The organism is Blastococcus sp. CT_GayMR16, assembly GCF_004570875.1.
Lineage (GTDB): Bacteria > Actinomycetota > Actinomycetes > Mycobacteriales > Geodermatophilaceae > Blastococcus_B.
Window position 1 is genome coordinate 86,311 of the sequence record NZ_SPQK01000009.1, and the last position, 20,648, is coordinate 106,958.

A 20,648-nucleotide genomic window follows, 5' to 3' on the forward strand; every position below is an offset into this window, starting at 1 on the left:
AGGCGACCCGGAACGGTTCCGTGACGTCCGGTGCGTGGATTGGGGTACCGGTCACGGAAGATGAACGCGACAGGCACGCATGGGACACCACCCGGGGGGTGAGGACGTGATCGAGATGGTCGGTGACCTGCCCCCGGCTGACCGGCGGAGCGCCTTCGCCAACGCCCCGATGGGCGTCGCACTGACCACCCCGGACGGCGTGATCGTCGACAGCAATCCCGCCCTGTGCCTGATGGTCGACCGGACGGCCGAGGACCTCTACGCCCGGTCGGTCCTCGACCTCGTGCACCCCGACGGCGTCTCTGCCGCCCGCGAGGCCTACCAGTCGCTGCTGGCCGCACCGAAGCGGCCGATGCGGCACGAGACGAGGCTCCTGCGGACCGACGGCACCGAGGTCCCCGTGCAGGTGACCGCGTCGTGGGTCGCTGCGACGGACGGCCAGCCCGCCCACCTGGTGATGATCGTCGAGGACATCACCGAGCGGAAGGCGCTGGAGGCGCAGCTGGTCCACCGGTCGCTGCACGACCCCCTGACCGGGCTCCCCAACCGCCTCCTGTTCCAGGACCGGCTCTGGCACGCCCTGGAACGCGGCCGCCGCGAGGACACCCCGACCTGCGTGCTGATCGCCGACCTCGACGGCTTCAAGGCGATCAACGACGAGCTCGGTCACCCCATGGGCGACCTGGTGCTGGTGACCTTCGCCGAGCGGCTCCGCTCGGTGCTCCGGGCCAGCGACACGGCGGCCCGCCTGGGCGGCGACGAGTTCAGCATCGTCTGCGAGAACACCGAGCCGGCGGACGCCGAGGTGCTCGCCGAGCGGCTGCGTGCCTCGGTGACCGAGCCGCTGCCGCTCAGTGGGACGACGGTCTCGATCGGTCTCAGCATCGGGATCGGCTCGGTGGCCGGGAGCCTCCAGCCCGGGGACGTCTACGACCGGGTGGTGCGTGAGGCCGACGACGCCATGTACGCCGACAAGCTGCGCCGTCGCCGGCGAACCCGGTCCTAGGCCCGCTTCCGCTGGTCAGTGTGCGGAGGCGACCGGCTCCCGCACGTCGGGAGCGGGCGTCGGGTCAGCCAACCGCGCGCCCTCGACGTCCAGATCCGGCAGGATCCGGTCCAGCCAGCGGGGCAGCCACCAGGCGGACCGGCCCAGCAGCGCGAGCACTGCGGGCACCAGCGTCATCCGGACCAGGAACGCGTCCACCAGGATGCCCACGGCCAAGCCGAAGGCGATCGCCTTCACGATGACGTCCTCGATGGTCACGAAGCTGGCGAAGACCGAGAACATGATCAGCGCGGCGGCGACGACCACCCGGGCCGCGTGCCGGGCCCCGGTCACCACGGCGTCGCGCGGCGCGGCGCCGTGCACGTACTCCTCGCGCATCCGGGAGACCAGGAAGACCTCGTAGTCCATCGCGAGGCCGAACAGCACCGCCATGAGGATCACCGGCAGGAAGCTGATGATCGGGCCCGTCGCCGGCACGCCGAGCAGGTCGTTCAGCCAGCCCCACTGGAAGACGGCGACGACGGCGCCGAACGAGGCCGCCACCGACAGCAGGAAGCCGATCGCGGCCTTGATCGGCACCAGGATCGAGCGGAAGACGAGCAGCAGCAGGATCAGCGCCAGGCCGACGACGACCAGCGCGAAGGGCAGCAGGGCGTCGCCGAGCCGGTCGGAGACGTCGATGGCGACGGCGGTCTGCCCGGTGACCGCGAGCTCCGCGCCGGTCCGGTCCTCCAGGTCGGGTGCGAGCGCACGCAGCGAGCCGACGAGCTCGTTGGTCGCCTCCTCCTGCGGGCCGCTGTCGGGGATGACGCTGACGATGGCGGTAGTGCCGTCGGGCAGCACCGAGGGCACGGCGTAGCTGACGTCGTCCAGGCCGCCCACGAATTCGCCGGGCATCCCGCTCGGGGTCCCCCCGATGGCGGCGGCGATCTCCCCGGCCGACTGCTGGGCGGTCGCCGGGTCCAGGCCCTCGACGAGCACGACGAGCGGGCCGTTGAAGCCGGGACCGAAGTTGTCCGAGATCAGGTCGTAGGCCTGCCGCTGCGGGGAGTCGGGCGCGGCGGTGGAGTTGTCGGGGAGGGCCAGCTGCAGCTGCGGTGCCGGGATCGCGAGGACGACGAGCCCGGCGAGGACGACGAGAACGGTCAGCAACGGCCGGCGGGTGACCAGACGGGTCCAGCGGGCGCCCATCGAGCCGCCCGCCCCGGTGGTCTCCTTCGCGTCGGCCGCCTCGCGCCGGGCCGCCCGCGATCCGGGCTTGGGAGCCAGGCGCTTCCCCGCGAACCCGAGCAGTGCGGGGAGCAGGGTGAGGGCGACCAGGACGGCGACCAGCACGGTGCCCGCGGCGCCGACGCCCATGACCGTCAGGAACGGGATGCCGACGACGGCGAGGCCGGAGAGAGCGATGACGACGGTCAGGCCGGCGAAGACGACGGCGGAGCCGGCCGTGCCGGTGGCCCGGGCCGCCGATTCCTCGGGGTCCATGCCGGCCGCGAGCTGCGTGCGGTGCCGGGACAGGATGAACAGCGAGTAGTCGATCCCGACCGCGAGGCCGATCATCAGCGCCAGCGTGGGTGCGGTCGAGGACAGCGTGACGACGTTCGACGTCAGCAGCAGGGCGCCCATCCCGACGCCGATCCCGACGATCGCCGTCAGCAGGTTCATCCCGGCCGCCAGCAGCGAGCCGAAGGTCAGCACCAGCACGAGCACGGCCACGATGACGCCGACGAACTCGGTGGCGCCGATGGTCACGCCGGTGGCGCCGAAGACGTCGCCGCCGACGGCCACCTCGAGGCCGGCGTCGCTCGCGGCCCCGGTGGACGCCTCGAGGGCGTCGAGGCTGCCGGGCTCGAGCTCCTCGCGCTGCACGTCGAAGCGGACCTCGGCCAGTGCCGCCTGCCCGTCGGGGCTCAGGGCCTGGCTGTCGAACGGACTGACCACGACGTCCACCTGCGGGGTGCGCCCGGCGGTCGCGACGACGTCCCCGATGGCCGCGGCGTACGCGGGGTCGGTCACCGCCGACCCGTCCGGCGCGACGAAGACGATCTGGGCACTCGCTCCGGCGGCGCCCGGAGAGGCCGCCGCGAGCTGGTCGAGCGCGTCCTGCGACTCCGAGCCGGGGATGGTGAACCGGTCGTCGAAGGAGCTGCCGACGGTGAGCAGCAAGGTGACGACCACGCCGAGGATCGCCAGCCAGGCGACCGAGACCAGTCCGCGGTGGCGGAAGGAGGCGCGGCCGAGCCGGGCGAGGAAGGTGCTCATTGCGGAGGGAACTCCAGGATCAGTCGGTGGTTGCGCTGTCGGTGGTCGCAGAGCGCAGCAGGAGGAGCAGCGCGGTGCGCTCCAGGTCGGAGGCGGCCCGGTCGCCGGCGGAGCCGTGCGCGCCGCCACCGCCGAGCACCTCGCGGATGACGACCCCGTCGTGCAGGGCCAGGACGATGCGGGCCAGGCGGTTGGCGGGGAGCGTCAGCCGGATGCCGATGCGCGCCGCTGCCGCGTCGATGAGCGCGGTCAGCCGACGGTGCAGCTCTTCGGCGTGCCGCCGGAGGGCGGCGGCCGCCTCCGGGTGACGCGTGGCGTAGAGGGCGTACTCGGTGTGCACCAGCACCCAGGTGCGGTCGGCACGGAAGCTCGACAGGCAGCGCTCGACGGCGGCGGAGACCGGGTCGCCCTCGTGCTCCAGGCCGGCCAGCTGCTCCTCGGCGAGGGCGAGGTTACGGGCGGTCTCCCGGGCGAACAGGGCGGCGAAGAGCTCGTCCTTGGTGCGGAAGCTGGAGTAGAAGGCGCCCCGGGTGAAGCCCCCGCGGCGGCAGATGTCCTCGACGCTGGCCGCGGCGAACCCGATCTCGGCGAACGTGTCCAGCGCGGCGTCCAGCAGCCGTTCGACGGTCTCCGCGCGGCGGCGCTTGGGACGCACCTCGGTGTCGTGGACGGTCACGATGCAGCACTGTATTCAATACGTCGGTGCATTGGATGCAGATGTGCATCGCGAGTCGTGCGTCCTTCCCCACACCGGACTGACCGCGCCGACTGCCCGCGGGGAACGGAGGCGGGAGATCTCCTCGGCGTCCGCGTCCGCCGGAACGATGCCGAGGCCGCGCTGCAACGCGGCCCTCGACGCGACACCGCGGCACTCGACCGTCACGAGGCGGGCTGGCCGCCGAGGGCTGCGGCGACGACGGCCTGGGCTTCCTCCTGCACCTGGGCCAGGTGCTCCGGGCCGCGGAAGGACTCGGCGTAGACCTTGTAGACGTCCTCGGTGCCGGACGGCCGGGCGGCGAACCAGGCGTTCTCCGTCGTCACCTTCAGGCCGCCGATCGCGGCGTCGTTGCCGGGGGCGCGGGTCAGCTTCGCGGTGATCGGTTCGCCGGCCAACTCGGTCGCGGTGACGGCCTCGGGGGAGAGCTTCCCGAGCGCCGCCTTCTCCTCCCGGCTCGCGGGTGCGTCGATGCGCGCATAGGCGGACTCCCCGAAGTGGTCGGTCAGCTGCCTGTGCAGCTTCGACGGGGACCGACCCGTCACGGCCTGGATCTCGCTGGCCAGGAGCGCCAGCAGGATGCCGTCCTTGTCCGTCGTCCAGACCCCGCCGTCCCGGCGCAGGAAGGAGGCACCGGCCGACTCCTCCCCACCGAAGCCGACCGACCCGTCGAGGAGGCCCGGCACGAACCACTTGAACCCGACCGGCACCTCGATGAGGGTGCGGCCCAGGTCGGCGACCACCCTGTCGATCAGCGAGCTCGACACCAGCGTCTTGCCGACGGCGGTGTCCTTGGCCCAGCCCGGACGGTGGCTGAGCAGGTAGGCGATGGCGACGGCAAGGAAGTGGTTCGGGTTCATCAGCCCGCCGTCGGGAGTGACGATGCCGTGCCGGTCGGCGTCGGCGTCGTTGCCGGTGGCGATCTGGAACTCGTCCTTGCGGCCGACCAGCGAGGCCATGGCCGACGGCGACGAGCAGTCCATCCGGATCTTGCCGTCCCAGTCCAGCGTCATGAACCGCCAGGTGGGGTCGACGACGGGATTGACCACGGTCAGGTCGAGACCGTGCCGCTCGGCGATGGCCGCCCAGTAGTCGACGCTCGCGCCGCCGAGTGGGTCGGCCCCGATCCGGACGCCGGCCGCCCGGATCGCGTCGATGTCCACCACGTTCGGCAGGTCGTCGACGTACGTGCCCATGAAGTCGTAGGGAGAGGCGGCGGCGCGGGCCTGGTCCAGCGGCACCCGGCGGACGCCGCTCAGACCCGCCCGCAGCAGGTCGTTGGCGCGCGCGGCGATCACGCCGGTGGCGTCGGTGTCGGCCGGGCCGCCACTGGGCGGGTTGTACTTGAAGCCGCCGTCCCGGGGTGGGTTGTGCGACGGGGTGACGACGATGCCGTCGGCGAGGCCCGTGGTCTTCCCGCGGTTCGCGGCGAGGATCGCGTGGCTCACCGCCGGGGTGGGGGTGTAGCGGTCACCGGCGTCGACCAGCACGGTCACGTCGTTGGCGGCGAGCACCTCCAGCGCCGTCGCCCAGGCCGGCTCGGAGAGGCCGTGGGTGTCGCGCCCGATGAACAGCGGCCCGTCGTAGCCCTGCTCGGCCCGGTACTCGCAGATCGCCTGCGTGGTGGCCAGGATGTGCGCCTCGTTGAAGGCGCCGTCGAAGCTGGAGCCGCGGTGCCCTGAGGTGCCGAAGACGACCTGCTGCGCGGGATCGGCCGGGTCGGGCTCCAGCGTGTAGTAGGCGGTGACGAGCGAGGCGACGTCGATGAGATCACTGGGCTGGGCCGGCTGTCCGGCACGCGCGTCGCTCATGTGCTGATCTTGACGCGCCGCGCCCCTCGCTGCGACCCGGCTCAGCCGGCGGCGTCCGGCCCGTCGGGGGAGTCGCGCAGCAGCCGGCGCGGCGCACGCCGGCGCCACGCCTCCTCGAGGACGTCGGCCACCAGGGCGGCGTCGGCGGCGTTCAGGTCCACCTGGACGCCGGAGAGCCGCTTCCCCCACCACAGGAGGGCGCAGGCGGCGCTCTCCGACGCGAAAGCGTGCGCCTCGCTCTCGGCCACCATGACGTTGAGCAGCGCGTCGTCCGGGACCGTCGCGAGAACGCTGGTGCCGAGCCGGAACGACGGGCGACCGTGGTGATCGGCCTCCGTCACCTCGGGAAGGGCCAGCGCCAACCGGCGCACCTGCTCCTGGGTCAGCGCCATCCGCTCTCCACGACGGCGAGCGCCCGGCGGACGCCCGGGTCAGACGCTGGAGGCGATCCCCACCACGATGGCGAGGCCGAGGAAGCCCACGCCGATCCAGCCGAGCACGATGCCCGCGGTGGCCATCCCTCCACCAGCTTCTCCTCGCTCCCGGATCTGGTTGCGCGCGATGTAGCCGAAGACCAGGGCCAGGATGCTCCCGATCCAGTACAGCCAGAGGATCCCCAGCACCATCGAGGCGATGGCGAGCCCGTTGGTGCGCTGCGGAGGCACGTACGGGTAGCCGTACCCGTACGGCTGGACGTACCCCGGCGGAGGCGGCGGCTGGAACTGCTGGCCGTAGGGCGTCGCCTGGGGCGCCTGATAGCCGCCGTACGGAGCGGGGATCTGACCCGCGGGCGCGGAGCCCGCGGGATCCGCCTTGCGGAAGGGGTCATCGCCCCCGTAGTTGTGCCCGCCCTCGTTCGTCATCCACCCGTCCCCGTCGTTCGAAAGTCAGCCGGCGCGTCCGCGCCGGGGGAACTGTACGAGTACGGAATCGAACACCGGGTGACGCCGCTCCGAGCGAGTCCGGCACCGCTCCTCCGACGCCAGGCCCTACGACCCGGTCTCGACGGCGTCCAGGCTCTATGACTTCTCGACGCTATCCAGGAACCGGCGCAGGGTCTCCAGGAAGGTCTCCGGCTGCTCGGAGTGCACCCAGTGGCCCGCGTTCTTCACCCGCACCAGGCGGGTGCTCGGGAAGAGGGCGTCCATGTGCGGACGGTCCTCCGGCAGCACGTACGTGGAGTTCGCACCCGCGATCCAGAGCACCGGCCCGTCGAAGGAGGCGCCCGGGGGCGGCTGGGGAAAGCCCCGCAGCTCGCCGAGATCCCGGTCCAGCAGCTCGAGGTTAAGCCGCCACCGCCAGCTGCCGGCGGCCCCCTGCCCCGCGGAGACGGGGCTCTCCCGGACCAGGCTCTGCAGCAGGAACCCGCGGACCATCCGGCTCGGGACGGCGGCCTTCAGTGCCTGGTCGGCGTCGTCGCGGGTGGTCAGCGCATCGAGGTCCATGGCCCGCATCGCGTCGATGTAGGCACCGAACGGGGAGGCCTCCTCGTCCTCGTCGTCCGTACGGCCGCCCTTGACCGGGTACTCCACCGGGGCGATGTCGACGACGACCAGGGCGCGGAGCAGCTCCGGACGGCGCAGCGCCAGCTGCATCGCGACCTTGCCGCCCATCGAGTGGCCGACCAGCGTGACCGGCTCGCCGAACTGCTCGAGCTCGGTCGCCACGAGTTCGACCATGTCCAGGTAGTCGACGCGGTCGGTCCACGGGGAGTGCCCGTGGTTGGGCAGGTCCAGCAGCGTCACACGGTGCGAGTCGGCCAGGCCCTTGGCGATCGTCGTCCAGTTCTTGCCCTGGCCGAACAGCCCGTGGACGAACACCACGCGCGGGCCCGACTCGCCCAGGGTGCGCGCCGCGAGGCGTTCGTCGGCCCCGTCGTCTCCGCCGGCCACTTCCGTCACCCGGCGATTCCATCAGACGTTCCGTCGGTGCCGCCGCTTACCGTGCCGGGGGACGAGGGGGAGATCCATGCCGGGACGACGGCGCCGCACGGCCAGCCGCAGCACGACCACGAGCAGGCGGACGACGAAGCCCGCAGCCAACCGCACGAAGAAGCCGATCGCGGACCTGCCGAGCGCCGGCGCGGGCGAGCGGGTGTGGGTGCTCGCCGTCCCGTTCCGGGCGCCCGCGCCGGGTGCCGTGTGGCGGGCCGATCTGCAGGCGCACGTCTGGGTCGGGGCGGAGCTCCCGCCGGAACTGGCCCCCTACGACCCGCCGCCGTACTCCTTCGAGCGGTTCCTCGAGGACGAGCTCAACGACAAGCCCCGCGCCCTGCCCCTCGCCCGCCCGATGACACCCCGCGACCAGCAGTGCGACGGCGCCGACGTGGTGGCGGCCCACGCGGCCGCCGGGGGCCGGGTCTTCCTGCTGGGCGACGACCCCGGCGTGGGCAAGACCGGCACGGCGATCCTGGCCGTGAAGGCGATCGCCGAGCAGCGCGACGTCCGGACCGTCCTGGTCGTGGCCGACCGCCCGGCGGCGATCACCATCCCGCACTGGACGCGCTCGATCGCAGGTTTCGGCGACGGGGACATCCGCTGGTGCGTGACCACCTGGGACCGGCTGGCCAAGGTGAGCAAGCTGACGTTCGACGTCGTCGTCGCGGACGAGGCCCACATGGTCCGGCACACGACGACCCAGCGGTGGAAGCACTGGAAGGCCGTCTCGGGCGCCGGCAAGGTCAAGGACGCGCCCTTCGTCCTCGCCGCGACCGCGACCCCGGCCCACACGCCGCTCGAGCTGCCCTACCTGGCGCCGGAGTTCGCCCATCGGCACGCGGAGTCGGTCCGCGAGTGGGCCGATCTGCCGAAGAAGCTCGACGCGCACGGGTTCCACGTGGAACGAGGCCGCTACGGCTGGCAGTGGACAGAGGACGCCGACGAGCGGCGCGCGGACCTCGGCCGGCTGCAGGGCTGGCTGGCCGACGCCGAACCGCCGGCGACCCTGCACCGGCCGGCGCCGTGGGGCCCGGTCTCGGTGACCGGTACCCCGGTCGCGCTCACCCCGGCCGAGCGCGCGGCGTACGAGTCGGAGTGGTCGGAGTTCCGGGCGGAGATGCAGCTGGCCCGGCGCGCGCGGCAGAGCGCGAAGGGCCGCGCCGCGCTGATGCGCTTCCGGCAGAAGGCCGGGCTGATCCGGGTGCAGGCGACCGTCGACTGGGTAAAGGCCCAGGTGGAGGCCGAGCGGCAGGTCGCCGTGTCGGTCGAGTTCGTCGAGACGGCGGCCGACCCGATCCGCGAGGCGTTGCTGGACTCGGGCATCGCAGTCGCGGGCATCTACGGCGGCGTCGGCCGGGACCTGGGCGATCCGGAGGCCGAGCGGCTGCGCTTCCAGCGCGGGGAGGCCGCCGTCTGCGTGTTCACCGTGACGGCCTCGATCAGCCTGCACGCCGGGGAGACGCTCCCCGACGGTCGTAGCGCCTCGGTCCTGCCCCGGGTCGGGCTGTTCCACCAGCCGCGGTTCTCCGGCATCCAGGCTCGTCAGGTCACCGGCCGCACGCACCGCGACGGCCAGGTGTCGCCGTGGCGGATCGCCTTCGCCGAGGACACGGTCGAGGAGCAGGTGGCCCGGGTGATGGTGGAGCGGCTGGCGGTCAGCGGATCGGCGGCGGGTGCGGACACGTCGTCCCTGCGCGAGATCGCCGAACTGCTGGACGCCGACTGGCTTCCCGGGACCGCCCTCACCGGGGAGTGAGCTACCGGGGGCGCTCGAGGGCCGCCCGGTTCCAGCTCGCCGTCGTCGCTGCGGCCTCGTAGGTGCTCTGCAGGAACTCCAGCAGCACGGCGTCCGGATCGGCCGCGGTGCGGACGAGCTCGTAGGGGAGGACGAACTCGGCGAGGCCGTCATCCCACCGGGCGCCCTCGGGCGTGACCGGGGTGGCGCGGTAGCCGGGTGGTTCCGGATACGCGTAGGCGTAGAACACGCCCTCCTCCCCCGGGGGCCCCCGCCAGTAACCGCAGCTGCTCACCTCCTGCGAGTAGGCCTCGTGCATCACCTGCGGGCCGCAGTTGGGGGCGCCACCGGGATGTGGCGGGGCGCCGCGGCCCGAGAAGCGGGTGTAGGCGAGGTCCAGGCCGCCCCAGAACAGATGGACCGGGCTCGCCTTGCCGACGAACCGGCTCCGGAAGACCTCGAAGACGCGGGTCATCTCCACCAGCGCCAGCCAGAAGCGGCGCGCGGCGTCGGGGTCGTAGCTCGCATGCACCCGGTCGTCGGGGAACGCGACGGCATCCGCGATCTCGACCGGCATCGGCCAGATGGAGGTGGGGACGCCGAGCTCGTCCAGCACGCCCAGGACCGCCGCGTGGAAGTCCGCCACGGTCCTCGGCTCCAGCGCCAGGGACCGCTGCTGCCCCTCCACCGTCGCCACGTCCAGCCGGGAGGCGAGGAAGTCGATGTCGATCTGGAACGAGGGGCCGGTCGGGTGCGGCATGAGCGACGTCGTCAGGCCCCGTGCGGTCGGGTAGAGCGCGACGTTCCACCAGTGGTTCTGCAGCGGCGCGTTCGCCATGCGGACCTTGCCCAGCACCTGCGTGTACAGCTGCAGCGTGTCCCGGGTGTCCTGCCAGTCCGCGACCGGCAGAGCCGGCCACCGCGTCGTCGTCGCCACGGAGGGCATGCTGCCCCACCGCGGGCAGGCACGGCCCTCCCTGGGGGAACGGGGATCATCAGGGGGTGGGCATGCGACGGGAGGCGAGCATCCTGCACCTGGATCTCGACGCCTTCTTCGCCGCCGTCGAGCAGCGGGACAAGCCGTCGCTGCGCGGCCGCCCCGTCGTGGTCGGCGGGGTGGGCGGGCGGGGCGTCGTCGCGACGGCGTCCTACGAGGCGCGGGCCTTCGGTGCCCGCTCAGCGATGTCGACGGCGGAGGCCCGTCGCCGGTGTCCGTCCGGGACGGCGTTCCTCGGTGGTCGGTTCGCCGCCTACCGGGCGACCTCCGACGTCGTCATGGCCCTGCTGCGGGAGCTCTCGCCGCTGGTGGAGCCGGCGTCACTGGACGAGGCGTACGTGGACCTGGCCGCCGGCGAGGGGCACGACCTGTCCGTGGAGGGCGTGACGGCGATCGGGCTGTCGCTGAAGGAGCGGATCGCCGAGGCCACCGGGGGCGTGACCGGGTCCGTCGGGATCGGGTCCTCCAAGATGCTGGCCAAGATCGGCTCGGACCTGGACAAGCCGAACGGGCTCGTCGTCGTCCCGCCCGGCAGCGAGCTCGACGTCCTGCACCCCCTGCCGGTGACCCGGCTCGGCGGGGTGGGGCCGGCGACCGCCGAACGCCTGCACCAGGTGGGCGTGAAGACCGTCGCCGACCTGGCGGCCAAGTCGCTGACCGACCTGGTCGCGCTGGCCGGCCGCGCGCACGGTTCCGGGCTCTACGCGCTGGCGCGGGCGGAGGACGAGCGGGCCGTCGTCCCGGACCGGGAGGTGAAGTCGGTGTCGCACGAGGAGACGTTCGAGCGGGACCTGACCGATCTGGACGTGCTCGGCCGGGAGATCGACTCGATGGCCGCGCGGGTGGGTAGCCGGTTGCGGACGTCGGCCTACTCGGGGCGCACCGTGACGCTGAAGCTGCGCCGTTACGACTTCACGACGCTGACCCGGTCGCAGACGCTCCCCCAGCCCACCGACGACCCGCGGCTGATCGCCTCGACCGCCAGGCGGCTCCTGGCCGACGCGGGAGCCGGCGGTGGCTTGCGGCTGCTCGGTGTCGGGGTCTCGGGGCTGTCGGTCTACGCCCAGGGCGACCTGTTCGCCGAGGGTCCTGACGCCGAGCCGCTGCCGGACGTCGTGAGCGCGGTCGACGCACCCGAGGCCGCGCCTGCCGCCGCCGAACCGGTGGAGCGGCGGTGGTGGCCGGGGCAGGACGTCCGGCACGAGGAGCTCGGCGCCGGATGGGTGTGGGGCCGGGGGCTGGGGCGGGTGACCGTCCGCTTCGAGGGTCCGCTCACCGCGCCGGGACCGGTACGGACTGTGATGGCCGACGACCCGCTGCTGCAGCCCGCCGATCCGCCCGACTGGAGGACTCCGCTGTGACGGAACGTTCCTGGTGGGGATGGGGGACGACGGACCGGGAGCTCCGCGACGACGAGTGCGTCGCCGCCGCCGCCGGCCTGCCCGGTCTCCCGGCACGGCCCCGCCCGGTGCCGTCCCTGCCCGACCTTCCCGCGCCGCGGGTCGCCGTTCCCGCCTCCCTCTCGGTCTCCACCACGCCCTTCGCGCGGGCGTCGCACGCTCTCGGCAAGGCCTATCGGGACGTCGTCCGCGCCCTGACCGGCGACGTGGGCGCACCGCCGGACGCCGTGGGGTCGCCCCGCAGCGAGGCCGACGTCGTGGCGCTGCTCGACTGGGCCGCCTCGGCCGGGGTCGCCGTCGTCCCGTTCGGCGGCGGCAGCTCGGTGGTCGGCGGCGTGGAGTTCCGCGGCGAGGGCCCCTGGCTCTCGCTCGACCTGACCGGCCTGGACCGGGTCCTGGAGATCGACCGGGTCAGCCGGGCCGCACGGATCCAGGGCGGGGCGCTCGGTCCGGTGCTGGAGGACCAGTTGCGGCCGCACGGGCTGACCCTGCGGCACTTCCCGCAGAGCTTCGAGTTCTCCACGCTCGGCGGCTGGCTGGCCACCCGCGCCGGGGGGCACTATGCCACGCTGCACACCCACATCGACGACCTGGTCGAATCCATGCGCGTGGTCACCCCGGTCGGCATCAGCGAGTCCTGGCGGCTGCCGGGGTCGGGCGCCGGACCGTCGCCCGACCGTCTGTTCCTGGGCTCGGAGGGAACGCTCGGCGTCATCACCGAGGCCTGGATGCGGCTGCAGGACCGCCCCCGGTTCAAGGCGTCGGCCAGCGCGGCGTTCGCCGACATGACCGCCGCGATGTCCGCCGTCCGGGCGATCTCCCAGGCTGCGCTGTATCCGGCCAACTGCCGGCTGCTCGACCCGGGCGAGGCGGCGCTGTCCGGAGCCGCCACGACGGGGGAGTGCGTCCTGGTGCTGGGCGTGGAGTCGGCGTTCCACCCCGTCGAGGACCGGCTCAGCGAGCTCCTCGACCTCGTCCGCGACAGTGGCGGCAGTATCGCCCCGCCGTCCCAGGGGAGCGGTCCCGCGGACGCGTGGCGCTCGACGTTCCTGCGGATGCCCTACGTCCGCGACGGGCTGGCCCGGATGAGCGCGGTCGTGGAGACGTTCGAGACCGCGTGCACCTGGGACCGGGCCGACGAGCTCTACGCGACCGTCCGCGCCGAGGTGGCGGCGGCGGTCGAGGAGGTCACCGGAGCGCCGGGGATGGTGAACTGCCGGTTCACCCACGTCTATCCCGACGGCCCGGCCCCCTACTTCACGGTGATCGCCGCCGGCCGGCCCGGCTCGGAGCTGGCCATGTGGGACGACGTGAAGGTCGCCGCCATGGAGGTGCTGGGCCGGCTGGGAGCGACGATCACCCACCACCACGCCGTCGGCCGCGACCACCGGCCCGGCTACGACCGGCAGCGGCCCGAACCGTTCGCGGCGGCGTTGCGGGCGGCGAAGGCGGCGCTGGACCCCGCGGGCGTCCTCAACCCCGGGGTCCTGATCGATCCCGTGTAGAAACGAGCCGATGAGCACCGAACCGAGCGCCTGGACCCGCATGACCCAGGAGGATCCGGCCCACTCGGCCGCCTACGTCCAGCGGTTCCGCGACCTGGCGGCGCAGGGGATGGACCTGGTCGGTGAGGCCCGCCTGGTCGACGCCATGCTCCGTCGGGGCTCCCGGGTGCTGGACGCCGGATGCGGCCCCGGCCGGGTCGGTGCGTACCTGGCCGAGGTGGGTCACGACGTCGTCGGTGTGGACGTCGACCCGGAGCTGATTGCCGCGGCGGAGTCCGACCACCCGGGCCCGCGCTGGCTCGTCGGCGACCTGGCGCTCCTCGACCTGCCGTCGGTCGGCATCTCCGAACCGTTCGACGCAATCGTGTGCGCCGGGAACGTGGTCACGTTCCTCGCCCCGTCGACGCGGGGCGCGGTGCTCCGCCGGCTCCGGGCGCACGTCGCGGCCGACGGCCGCGCAGCCATCGGCTTCGGGGCCGGCCGGGGGTACGAGTTCGACGAGTTCCTCGCCGATGCGCAAGCCGCCGGCTGGGCGCCGGACCTGCTGCTGGCCACCTGGGACCTGCGGCCGTTCACCCCGGGCGCCGACTTCATGGTCGCCGTCCTGCGCCCGGTCTGACACCGCGCGGCCCGCCGGGTTCACGGGCGGGCCGCGCGCGTCGGGTCAGCCGTGCGACTGCGTGCCGGTGATGGTGAAGTCCTTCCCCACCTGAACGATGAGCTCCTCGTCGTCCGCGGTCACGATGTGGGCCTCGTAGACGCCCTCGGAATCGGTCTCGACCCGCTGGACGGTGGCGTCGGGGTACTCGGCGAGCACGGCGTCAGTGACCTGGGTGGCCGTGTCGCCGGTCAGGAGTTCCTCGTCGCTGCGCTGGGGCTGGGACGGGTCCCCGTTCCCCGGTCCGCCGCCCCGGTGTCCCCCGGTCGTGCCGGACTCGCTGTCCGGCGTGGTCTGCTCCTGCGTGGTCGAGGGCGTCGACGTGCTCTCGTCGTCGGTCGCCGCGTTGGCGGTGAGCGTGCCGGCGAGGATGCCCCCGGCCACGAGTCCGCCGCCGACCAGGGCCACCGACTTTCCCCACGCCCGGCGGCCGACGCCGTTACCCGGCACCTGGCCCGGGTCCGACGACCAGCCGCCGTCGCTCGCGCTGCCGTTGTCCTTCGCGTCGTCCATCCGACGTCCTGCCTTCCGTCCGGCGCCCCGCGGTGGGCCGCTCGCCGACGAGACTGGGCGGCCACGCTGTGACGGACCTGGCACGACGATGGGGAACGTCGGTGAGACGTCCTGCTCAGAGCATGTCGTTCGCGCGGAGCAGGACGAGCGCCTGCACCGTGCGGTGCCCGCGCCATTCGAGGGTGGCGGCGGGGGAGTAGCTGGCGAACTCCACCGGCCAGCCGCCGTCGGGCTGTTGCGCCGCGGCGAGCCGCTCGAGCTCGGCGTCGACCACGCCGGGGCCGAACAGCGACCGTGCGGGGCCGCCCGGGAACGGCGCGAAGTCCAGCGGCCGCATGTACTCGTCGTCGGCACCGCCGGTGACGTGCAGCAGCCCGTCGACGGGGACGTGCGGCCGCAGGGCGTCGACGAGGTCCGCCGCGCCGGGCGTGGTCGGCGCCGCCGCGTCCAGCAGCTGGGCGGCGAACGCCAGCACCATCGCGTGCGGCTCGGGCCCCAGGCCGCGGACGGCGCCCAGGCAGTAGTCGGTCGCCCGAGTGAGCCACGGATGGTCGGCGACCACGGCATGGGTCGCGCCGACCCGGTGCGCGGCGGCCGCGACCACCGCGGTGATCTGCAGCGAGGACTCGGTCGCGTCCGCCGAGGTCCAGAACGGCGCGCAGGCGGCGGGGTCCGGCACGGGCAGCGCGAAGGGCAGGCCGCGGTCGGGCAGGCTCACCTCCGCCAGCCAGTCGCAGAGCTCCGCGGCCCGGCCCGTCCGCACCGGCCCGAGATCGGCGAAGGCCTCGAACGCGTGCAGTGCCCCGCCAGGCTGGCTGGTCCGCGAGCGCAGGTCCGGCTCCAGGCCCCAGCCGTAGCCACCGTCGCGGTTGCGGTACCCGTCGACGGCCGCCAGCACGGCGGCCGGGTCGCCCCCCTCGAAGACCACCTCGAACCGCCGACGGTCGAGCACGCGGGCAGAACCGGCCAGGAAGTCCGCGGCGGCGGACAGGTCGACGCTCACCCGTCCACCCTCGCGCACCACACGGGCCGGGCGTCGGGCGGGAGCACAGCCGCCGTGGGCCAGGCCGGCGACCCGGGCGGGGCGACCACGGTCGCCGTCCCCTCGGGCGTGGGTAGGTCGACCAGGTACGGCGCGGGATCGACGTCCACCGCGGGTTCGGGTCGCTGTGCGGGCGCGTCCAGCAGCCAGTGCGCGGTCTGCGCCAGGGACAACTCGCCGTACCAGCCGCCGCCCTCGGTGCGCTGCCGCGCGAGCGCGCCCAGGACCAGGGCGGCGGCGAGATGCCCGGTGCCGTGGTCGAGGGCCTGGGCGGGCAGCACGCCGGGCCCGTCCGGCCCGCCGTAGAGATCCGCGATCCCGGTCGCCGCCTGCACCAGGGAGTCGAAGCCGCGCCGCTCTCCCCACGGCCCCCGCATCCCCCAGGCGGACAGCCGGACGGTCACCAGATGCGGATGACGCTCGGCCAGCGCGGCCGGATCCATCCCGAACGCGTCCAGCGCGCCCGGGCGGTACCCCTGGACGACGACGTCCGCTTGCCCGAGCAGCTCCTCGACCGTCCGCCGGTCCGCCGCAGCCGCCAGGCCCAGGACGACGTGCCGCTTGCCGGCGCCGGTGTCGACCAGCCCGCCGCGGTCGTCGGGCCGGCGCGGCCCGTCGATGCGGAGCACGTCGGCGCCGTGCGATGCGAGCGTGCGGGTGGCGACCGGACCGGCGATGACCCGGGTGAGGTCGAGGACCCGGAGCCCGTGCAGTGGGACTTGGCGAGGGGCGCCGTCCGCCACACGGTCGAGGCTCAGCAGCGGCAACTGCGCGACCGCCCGGCCCTGCGGATGCCCGCGCCACTCGGCGACGGTCCGCACCGCGGCCGCGGCACCGCCCGCGGCGACCACCGCCGTCTCCAGCTCCTCGTCCGGCCACTGCGCGGCGGCGGCCTCGACGTCGTCCCCGAGGACGGCGAGCGCCGCGGCCCGGTGGTGCGGATAGTTCCCGTGCAGGCGGAGCCACCCGTCGGCGGTGCGCCAGAACCGGGACAGCGGGGCGAACCCCGGACCGGCCGGCCGGCCGTCGAGCCGTGCGAACCGCTCGCTGCGGAAGGCCAGACCCACGTGCCCTGCGTCGAGTGTCAGCGGGCCGCTGCCGGCCCCGCTCAGCTCGCGGGCGGCGAGCAACTGGGCGGCCACGGCACCGACCGCGAGGCCGGGCACGGGCAGCCGACCACCCAGTCCCGTCCACCCGTCGACCGCCAGTTCCGGGGCGCCCTCAGCGGCCCCGACCGCACGTCGCACGGCCGCGATCAGGGTGGCTGCGGTGCTCCACGTGAAACGTCCGTCGGCCACCGGGAGATCATCGCGCGAGCTCGCGGAGCGCGGCGACCTCCTCGTCCAGCGCGCGGAGCAGGACCTCGCTGTCGGGCACCAGCGCCTCGTCCACCGAGACGCCCAGCAGCAGCTTCCCGGCGTAGCTGCAGATGCTCAGACCGACGCCCACCGGACCGGTGGAGGGCACCCAGGCGGTGAAGCCGCGCAGCGGCACGCCGGCGAGACTCACGTCGGTCCGCGGCCCCGCGATGTTGGTGACCACAGCCGTGGCCCGCCCGGCGAACACGTCCAGCCACCACTGTTCCACCGCGATGGGAGTGTGCCCGGCCACCGACAGGGCACCAGCGGTCACGACGCCCTCGCCTGTCGCTTTGACGGTGTCCATGGCCACCCGCACCGCGGCCAGGCGCGCAGCGGGATCGGCCTCGGCAACGGGCAGCGGCACGAAGGCCAGCCCGAACTGGTTGCCGCGGCCAGGGTCGAGGGGCTGGTCGAGGGGCCGCAGGTTCACCGGCACCACGACGCTCAGCCGCTCGACGTCCCGGCCCTGCTCCTGCAGATACCGGCGCAGCGCCCCCGCCACCGCGCTCAGCGCGAGGTCGTTCACCGTCGCCCCGCTGCGGCGACCCGCCTCCTTCACGGGCTCGAGCGGGATGGCCGGCGACCAGGTCAGCTGCTTGTGGCCCGACAGTGGCCCGCGCAACGGACTGTCGTCGTCCGGGCGCGCGAAACCGAGCCGGCGGAGCATCGCGTTGCGGTCGGCGGCCAGGCGCAGCGCATCGACCGATCGGCTCAACCAGGAGCCGGACGGCGGGTCGGGACGCGGCGTCGGCGGCGGGAGCACGGGGGGCGCCTCGCCCACCAGGGGCAGCTGACCCAGGTGGGCTCCCTCGGGAGGTGCATCGACGAGGGTCAGCAGCGCCTGCACGAGGGCGGTGCCGTCGGCGATGGCGTGGTGGGTCCGCAGCAGGACGGCGCAGCCCTCCCCGTAGCCGTCGATCAGATGCGCCTCCCAGAGCGGGCGGCCCGCGTCCAGGGGCCGGCTCGCCTGGGCGCTGACGTAGGCGTGCAACTGCTCGTCGCGCCCCGGCGCAGGCAACCGGACCCTGCGCAGGTGGTTCTCGACGTCGAAGTCGTCGGCGTCCTGCCAGACGGGGACGAGTGTCCCCAGCGTGATCGGCGGCTCGAGCACGCGCTGCCCGAACCGCGGGAACGACGGCACCAGCCGGTCGGTGAACGCCGCCGCGACCTCGTCCCAGTCGACCGGCCGGTCGAACCAGAAGACGCTGTTGACCACCATCAGGTTGGTCGGCCGGTCCATGTGCAGCCAGGCCACGTCCGCGCTGGCCATCCGGGAGGTGGCGGTCATGGCGCGAGGGTGCCAGCGGCGGCCGGCACCGGCTACTCGACCTGAACGCCCAGTGCGATCGTCATCTCCAGCACCGCCTGGGGGTCGTCCAGCCGCTTGCCGTATCGCTCGCGGAGCTGCCCCATGCGGTAGCGGACCGTCTGCGGGTGCACGAACAGCGCGGCCGCGATCTGCTCCCGCCGGCCGTGGTGCAGCAGCCAGGCCCGCAGCGTCTCCACCAGCTTCTGGCGAGCGCCCGGGGTCAGGTCGCCCAGCGGGGCGAGCACCTGGGCGCGGAGGTCGGCGAGCGCCCCGTCGTCCGCCCGGAGCACCAGGTCGGCCAGCCGGCGGTCGGTGTCCAGGGGCTCGGACCCCTCGGCCGCGAGTCCGAGCTGCATCGCGCGGGCGGCGCGCCCGTAGGACGCGTCCGCCTCCGCCCAGGGGCGCGGTGGCCCGACGACGGCGTCCCGGCCGTCGAGGGAGCGCAGCAGCGCCGGCCGCGAGCGGCCCTCGGCGTCGGGCACGAGCAGGACGACGAGCTCCGTCGTCGAGTCCAGGCCCGGGACGTCCTGGTTGGAACGCAGGGTCCGCCCGTCGAGGGAGGCCAGCGCCCCGCGGACGGCGGTCTCCGGGAGGATCACCGCCGTCAGCGTGCGGGGCGGTGCCCAGTCGGCCCGGTCCGCGGCCGCCGTGAGCTCGGGCAGCGGACCCCCGGACAGCAGCAGGCCGGCGAGCCGTTCCAAGTAGCGGGTCCGCACCCGGCCGGTGGTCTCCAGCTCGTCGCTGTGCCCGGCGACGCTCGCCGCCGAGAGCTGGTCGATGTAGGCGAACACCAGCTCGGCGAAGCGGGCCAGCTGGCCGACGGTCAGGCCGGCCGAGACCGCGCTGGCGCTCAGGTGCCGCCAGGACACCCGAGCACCCACCCGGTAGGCGGCGAGCAGCGCGTCCATCGAGCGGCCGCTGCGCGCCTCACCGCGGCCGAGCTCGTAGGCGCCGTCCAGAGCGGGGCGGATCGGCGTGCCCGCGTCCGCCCCGGTGCTCGCCGTCGCCAGTTCGAGGAACCCGCCCAGGGCCAGCTCGACGGCGCCGCCGATGACCCGGCCCATGTCGCCGGTGAAGGCGTCGGCGTAGCTCGGGACCTCGACGATGATCTCGGCGACGGTGGCCTGGGCCACTGCCGGGAGCTCCGCCCGCATGGCGTGCGCCACAGCGGCGGGGATCGCGATCTGCTCGGACGACGTCATTCCACCTTCTTTGTTCGCAGGGAACAGAACCTACCGCCCGATTCACGTGCAGGGCACAGGTAATTGCCCTCTGCGCTGGACAACTCTCTATGTATGACGACAACGGTTCCGCGTCCGACCACGGCCCGGCCGCGCGTCGCCCTGCGCGACCGGGTGCTCCGGCTGGTGGAGCTCGCGACGACTCCCCTGCTGCCCAGCGACTACCTCGACCTCGTCGACCCGCTGCGGTCCGGCGCCGACCTGCGCGGCCGGATCGAGGCCGTCATCCCCGAGACCCGCGACGCCGCCACGATCGTCATCCGGCCCGGACGGGGCTGGAAGGGCCACCGGCCCGGCCAGTACATCCGGATCGGCATCGACGTCGACGGCGTCCGCCAGTGGCGGGCCTACTCGCTGACCTCGGACCTGGGTCGCACCGACGGCTGCATCACCGTCACCGTGAAGGCGATCCCCGGCGGCAAGGTGAGCAACCACCTCGTGCACCGCACCGACCCCGGCACCGTTCTCCAGCTCGACCAGGCGGCCGGTGAGTTCTGCCTGCCCGACCAGCACCCCGAGAAGGCCCTCTTCATCACGGCCGGCTCCGGCATCACGCCCGTGATGGGCATGCTGCGCAACCACCCCGAGCTGACCGACGTGGTCCTCGTGCACTCCGCACCCACGGAGGACGACGTCGTCTTCGGCGCCGAGCTGCGGGCCCTGGCCGCCGACGGCCGGATCCGGCTGGTCGAGCAGCACACCGACACCGCCGGCATGCTCGACGCCCCGGCCATCGCTGCTCTGGTCCCCGACCTGCACGAGCGCTCCACCTGGGCGTGCGGTCCGGTCGGGATGCTCGAGGCGCTGGAGGCGCACTGGGAGACCGTCGGCGTGGCCGAGCGGCTCTACACCGAGCGATTCCGCCCGGCGGTGCTCGTGACCGGCGAGGGCGGCACCGTCTCCTTCGCCAAGTCCGGCACCACCCTGGAGGCCGACGGCGCGACACCGATCCTCGACGCCGCCGAGGACGCCGGCCTGCTGATGCCGAGCGGATGCCGGATGGGCATCTGCTTCGGCTGCGTGCTGCCGCTGCGCGAGGGCGCCGTGCGCGACCTCCGCAACGGCGAGATCACCACCGCGGCGCCCGGTGACGGCGTCCTCATCCAGACCTGCGTGAGCGCCGCCGCCGGCGCCTGCGACATCGACCACTGACCCC

18 protein-coding genes are annotated in these 20,648 nt (G+C 73.9%); 6 read left to right on the forward strand and 12 right to left on the reverse strand.

Translation table 11 applies throughout. The features are described 5' to 3' along the window. Positions 1–115 precede the first annotated feature (115 nt). Positions 116–1,006, forward strand: a complete 891-nt coding sequence (locus E4P38_RS11930; RefSeq protein WP_245160976.1) for a diguanylate cyclase — start codon at positions 116–118, stop codon at positions 1,004–1,006. Positions 1,007–1,021: 15 nt separating this feature from the next. Here E4P38_RS11930 and E4P38_RS11935 read toward each other — a convergent pair whose 3' ends face one another. From E4P38_RS11935 to E4P38_RS11960, 6 genes are all read right to left on the reverse strand, one after another. Further along, a complete protein-coding gene (locus tag E4P38_RS11935) occupies positions 1,022–3,268 on the reverse strand; it encodes an MMPL family transporter (RefSeq protein ID WP_135132030.1) in 2,247 nt (748 codons plus the stop codon). A gap of 19 nt (positions 3,269–3,287) precedes the next feature. Next, positions 3,288–3,944, reverse strand: a complete 657-nt coding sequence (locus tag E4P38_RS11940; protein WP_167760541.1) for a TetR/AcrR family transcriptional regulator — start codon at positions 3,942–3,944, stop codon at positions 3,288–3,290. 203 nt (positions 3,945–4,147) lie between these two features. Then, the gene (gene pgm / locus E4P38_RS11945) at positions 4,148–5,794 is read right to left on the reverse strand and encodes a phosphoglucomutase (alpha-D-glucose-1,6-bisphosphate-dependent) (RefSeq protein ID WP_135132032.1); all 1,647 of its coding nucleotides are present in this window, start codon (positions 5,792–5,794) and stop codon (positions 4,148–4,150) included. A 41-nt stretch (positions 5,795–5,835) separates the two neighbouring features. Next, complete coding sequence (locus E4P38_RS11950) at positions 5,836–6,186, reverse strand: hypothetical protein (protein WP_135132033.1); 351 nt, start codon at positions 6,184–6,186, stop codon at positions 5,836–5,838. 39 nt (positions 6,187–6,225) lie between these two features. Then, positions 6,226–6,657 carry a DUF4190 domain-containing protein gene (locus E4P38_RS11955; RefSeq protein WP_135132034.1) on the reverse strand — a complete coding sequence of 144 codons (432 nt, stop codon included), beginning with the start codon at positions 6,655–6,657 and terminating at the stop codon, positions 6,226–6,228. Positions 6,658–6,813: 156 nt separating this feature from the next. Next, entirely contained in the window at positions 6,814–7,695 is an 882-nt protein-coding gene (locus E4P38_RS11960; RefSeq protein ID WP_245160968.1) for an alpha/beta fold hydrolase, read from the reverse strand. Positions 7,696–7,762: 67 nt separating this feature from the next. Between E4P38_RS11960 and E4P38_RS23860 the strand changes: the two genes are divergently transcribed. Further along, a complete protein-coding gene (locus tag E4P38_RS23860) occupies positions 7,763–9,487 on the forward strand; it encodes a helicase (protein WP_135132035.1) in 1,725 nt (574 codons plus the stop codon). Position 9,488: 1 nt separating this feature from the next. Here the strand turns inward: E4P38_RS23860 and E4P38_RS11970 are convergent, their stop codons facing one another. After that, positions 9,489–10,403, reverse strand: a complete 915-nt coding sequence (locus E4P38_RS11970) for a DUF5996 family protein (protein ID WP_245160969.1) — start codon at positions 10,401–10,403, stop codon at positions 9,489–9,491. Between the two features lie 71 nt (positions 10,404–10,474). Here E4P38_RS11970 and E4P38_RS11975 point away from each other — a divergent pair, with 71 nt between their 5' ends. From E4P38_RS11975 to E4P38_RS11985, 3 genes are read left to right on the forward strand one after another with little or no spacing between them, the layout of a single operon-like run. Continuing rightward, positions 10,475–11,824: a DNA polymerase IV gene (locus tag E4P38_RS11975; RefSeq protein ID WP_135132087.1), complete on the forward strand. Its 1,350-nt coding sequence runs from the start codon at positions 10,475–10,477 to the stop codon at positions 11,822–11,824. Further along, complete coding sequence (locus tag E4P38_RS11980; protein ID WP_135132037.1) at positions 11,821–13,368, forward strand: FAD-binding oxidoreductase; 1,548 nt, start codon at positions 11,821–11,823, stop codon at positions 13,366–13,368. The genes E4P38_RS11975 and E4P38_RS11980 overlap by 4 nt, the downstream gene beginning before the upstream one ends. A 10-nt stretch (positions 13,369–13,378) precedes the next feature. Then, entirely contained in the window at positions 13,379–13,987 is a 609-nt protein-coding gene (locus tag E4P38_RS11985) for a class I SAM-dependent methyltransferase (RefSeq protein WP_209309069.1), read from the forward strand. Positions 13,988–14,032: 45 nt separating this feature from the next. On the opposite strand, the gene E4P38_RS11990 is transcribed toward E4P38_RS11985, so the two are convergent. From E4P38_RS11990 to E4P38_RS12010, 5 genes are all read right to left on the reverse strand, one after another. Next, on the reverse strand, positions 14,033–14,539 hold the full coding sequence (locus E4P38_RS11990) for a hypothetical protein (RefSeq protein ID WP_135132038.1): 507 nt from the start codon (positions 14,537–14,539) through the stop codon (positions 14,033–14,035). Positions 14,540–14,654: 115 nt separating this feature from the next. Next, positions 14,655–15,542 (reverse strand): hypothetical protein, encoded by an 888-nt coding sequence (locus E4P38_RS11995; RefSeq protein WP_135132039.1) that lies wholly within the window; start codon positions 15,540–15,542, stop codon positions 14,655–14,657. Next, a complete protein-coding gene (locus tag E4P38_RS12000) occupies positions 15,539–16,879 on the reverse strand; it encodes a CoA transferase (RefSeq protein WP_209309070.1) in 1,341 nt (446 codons plus the stop codon). Before E4P38_RS12000 ends, E4P38_RS11995 begins: the two co-directional genes overlap by 4 nt. A 7-nt stretch (positions 16,880–16,886) precedes the next feature. Further along, positions 16,887–18,230 (reverse strand): wax ester/triacylglycerol synthase family O-acyltransferase, encoded by a 1,344-nt coding sequence (locus E4P38_RS12005; protein ID WP_135132040.1) that lies wholly within the window; start codon positions 18,228–18,230, stop codon positions 16,887–16,889. A gap of 32 nt (positions 18,231–18,262) precedes the next feature. Continuing rightward, complete coding sequence (locus E4P38_RS12010) at positions 18,263–19,453, reverse strand: helix-turn-helix domain-containing protein (protein ID WP_135132041.1); 1,191 nt, start codon at positions 19,451–19,453, stop codon at positions 18,263–18,265. Between the two features lie 93 nt (positions 19,454–19,546). On the opposite strand from E4P38_RS12010, the gene E4P38_RS12015 reads away from it, so the two are divergent. Continuing rightward, positions 19,547–20,644, forward strand: coding sequence for a ferredoxin reductase (locus E4P38_RS12015; protein WP_135132042.1), 1,098 nt, complete (start codon positions 19,547–19,549; stop codon positions 20,642–20,644). Positions 20,645–20,648: the final 4 nt, after the last annotated feature.

Coding starts and splice junctions, on each gene's coding strand:
- E4P38_RS12005 (WP_135132040.1), bottom strand. CDS start 18,230: ATGACCGCCACCTCCCGGATGGCCAGCGCGGACGTGGCCTGGCTGCAC.
- E4P38_RS12010 (WP_135132041.1), bottom strand. CDS start 19,453: ATGACGTCGTCCGAGCAGATCGCGATCCCCGCCGCTGTGGCGCACGCC.
- E4P38_RS11985 (WP_209309069.1), top strand. CDS start 13,379: ATGAGCACCGAACCGAGCGCCTGGACCCGCATGACCCAGGAGGATCCG.
- E4P38_RS11935 (WP_135132030.1), bottom strand. CDS start 3,268: ATGAGCACCTTCCTCGCCCGGCTCGGCCGCGCCTCCTTCCGCCACCGC.
- E4P38_RS11930 (WP_245160976.1), top strand. CDS start 116: ATGGTCGGTGACCTGCCCCCGGCTGACCGGCGGAGCGCCTTCGCCAAC.
- E4P38_RS12015 (WP_135132042.1), top strand. CDS start 19,547: ATGACGACAACGGTTCCGCGTCCGACCACGGCCCGGCCGCGCGTCGCC.
- E4P38_RS11950 (WP_135132033.1), bottom strand. CDS start 6,186: ATGGCGCTGACCCAGGAGCAGGTGCGCCGGTTGGCGCTGGCCCTTCCC.
- E4P38_RS23860 (WP_135132035.1), top strand. CDS start 7,763: ATGCCGGGACGACGGCGCCGCACGGCCAGCCGCAGCACGACCACGAGC.
- E4P38_RS11955 (WP_135132034.1), bottom strand. CDS start 6,657: ATGACGAACGAGGGCGGGCACAACTACGGGGGCGATGACCCCTTCCGC.
- E4P38_RS11990 (WP_135132038.1), bottom strand. CDS start 14,539: ATGGACGACGCGAAGGACAACGGCAGCGCGAGCGACGGCGGCTGGTCG.
- pgm (WP_135132032.1), bottom strand. CDS start 5,794: ATGAGCGACGCGCGTGCCGGACAGCCGGCCCAGCCCAGTGATCTCATC.
- E4P38_RS11975 (WP_135132087.1), top strand. CDS start 10,475: ATGCGACGGGAGGCGAGCATCCTGCACCTGGATCTCGACGCCTTCTTC.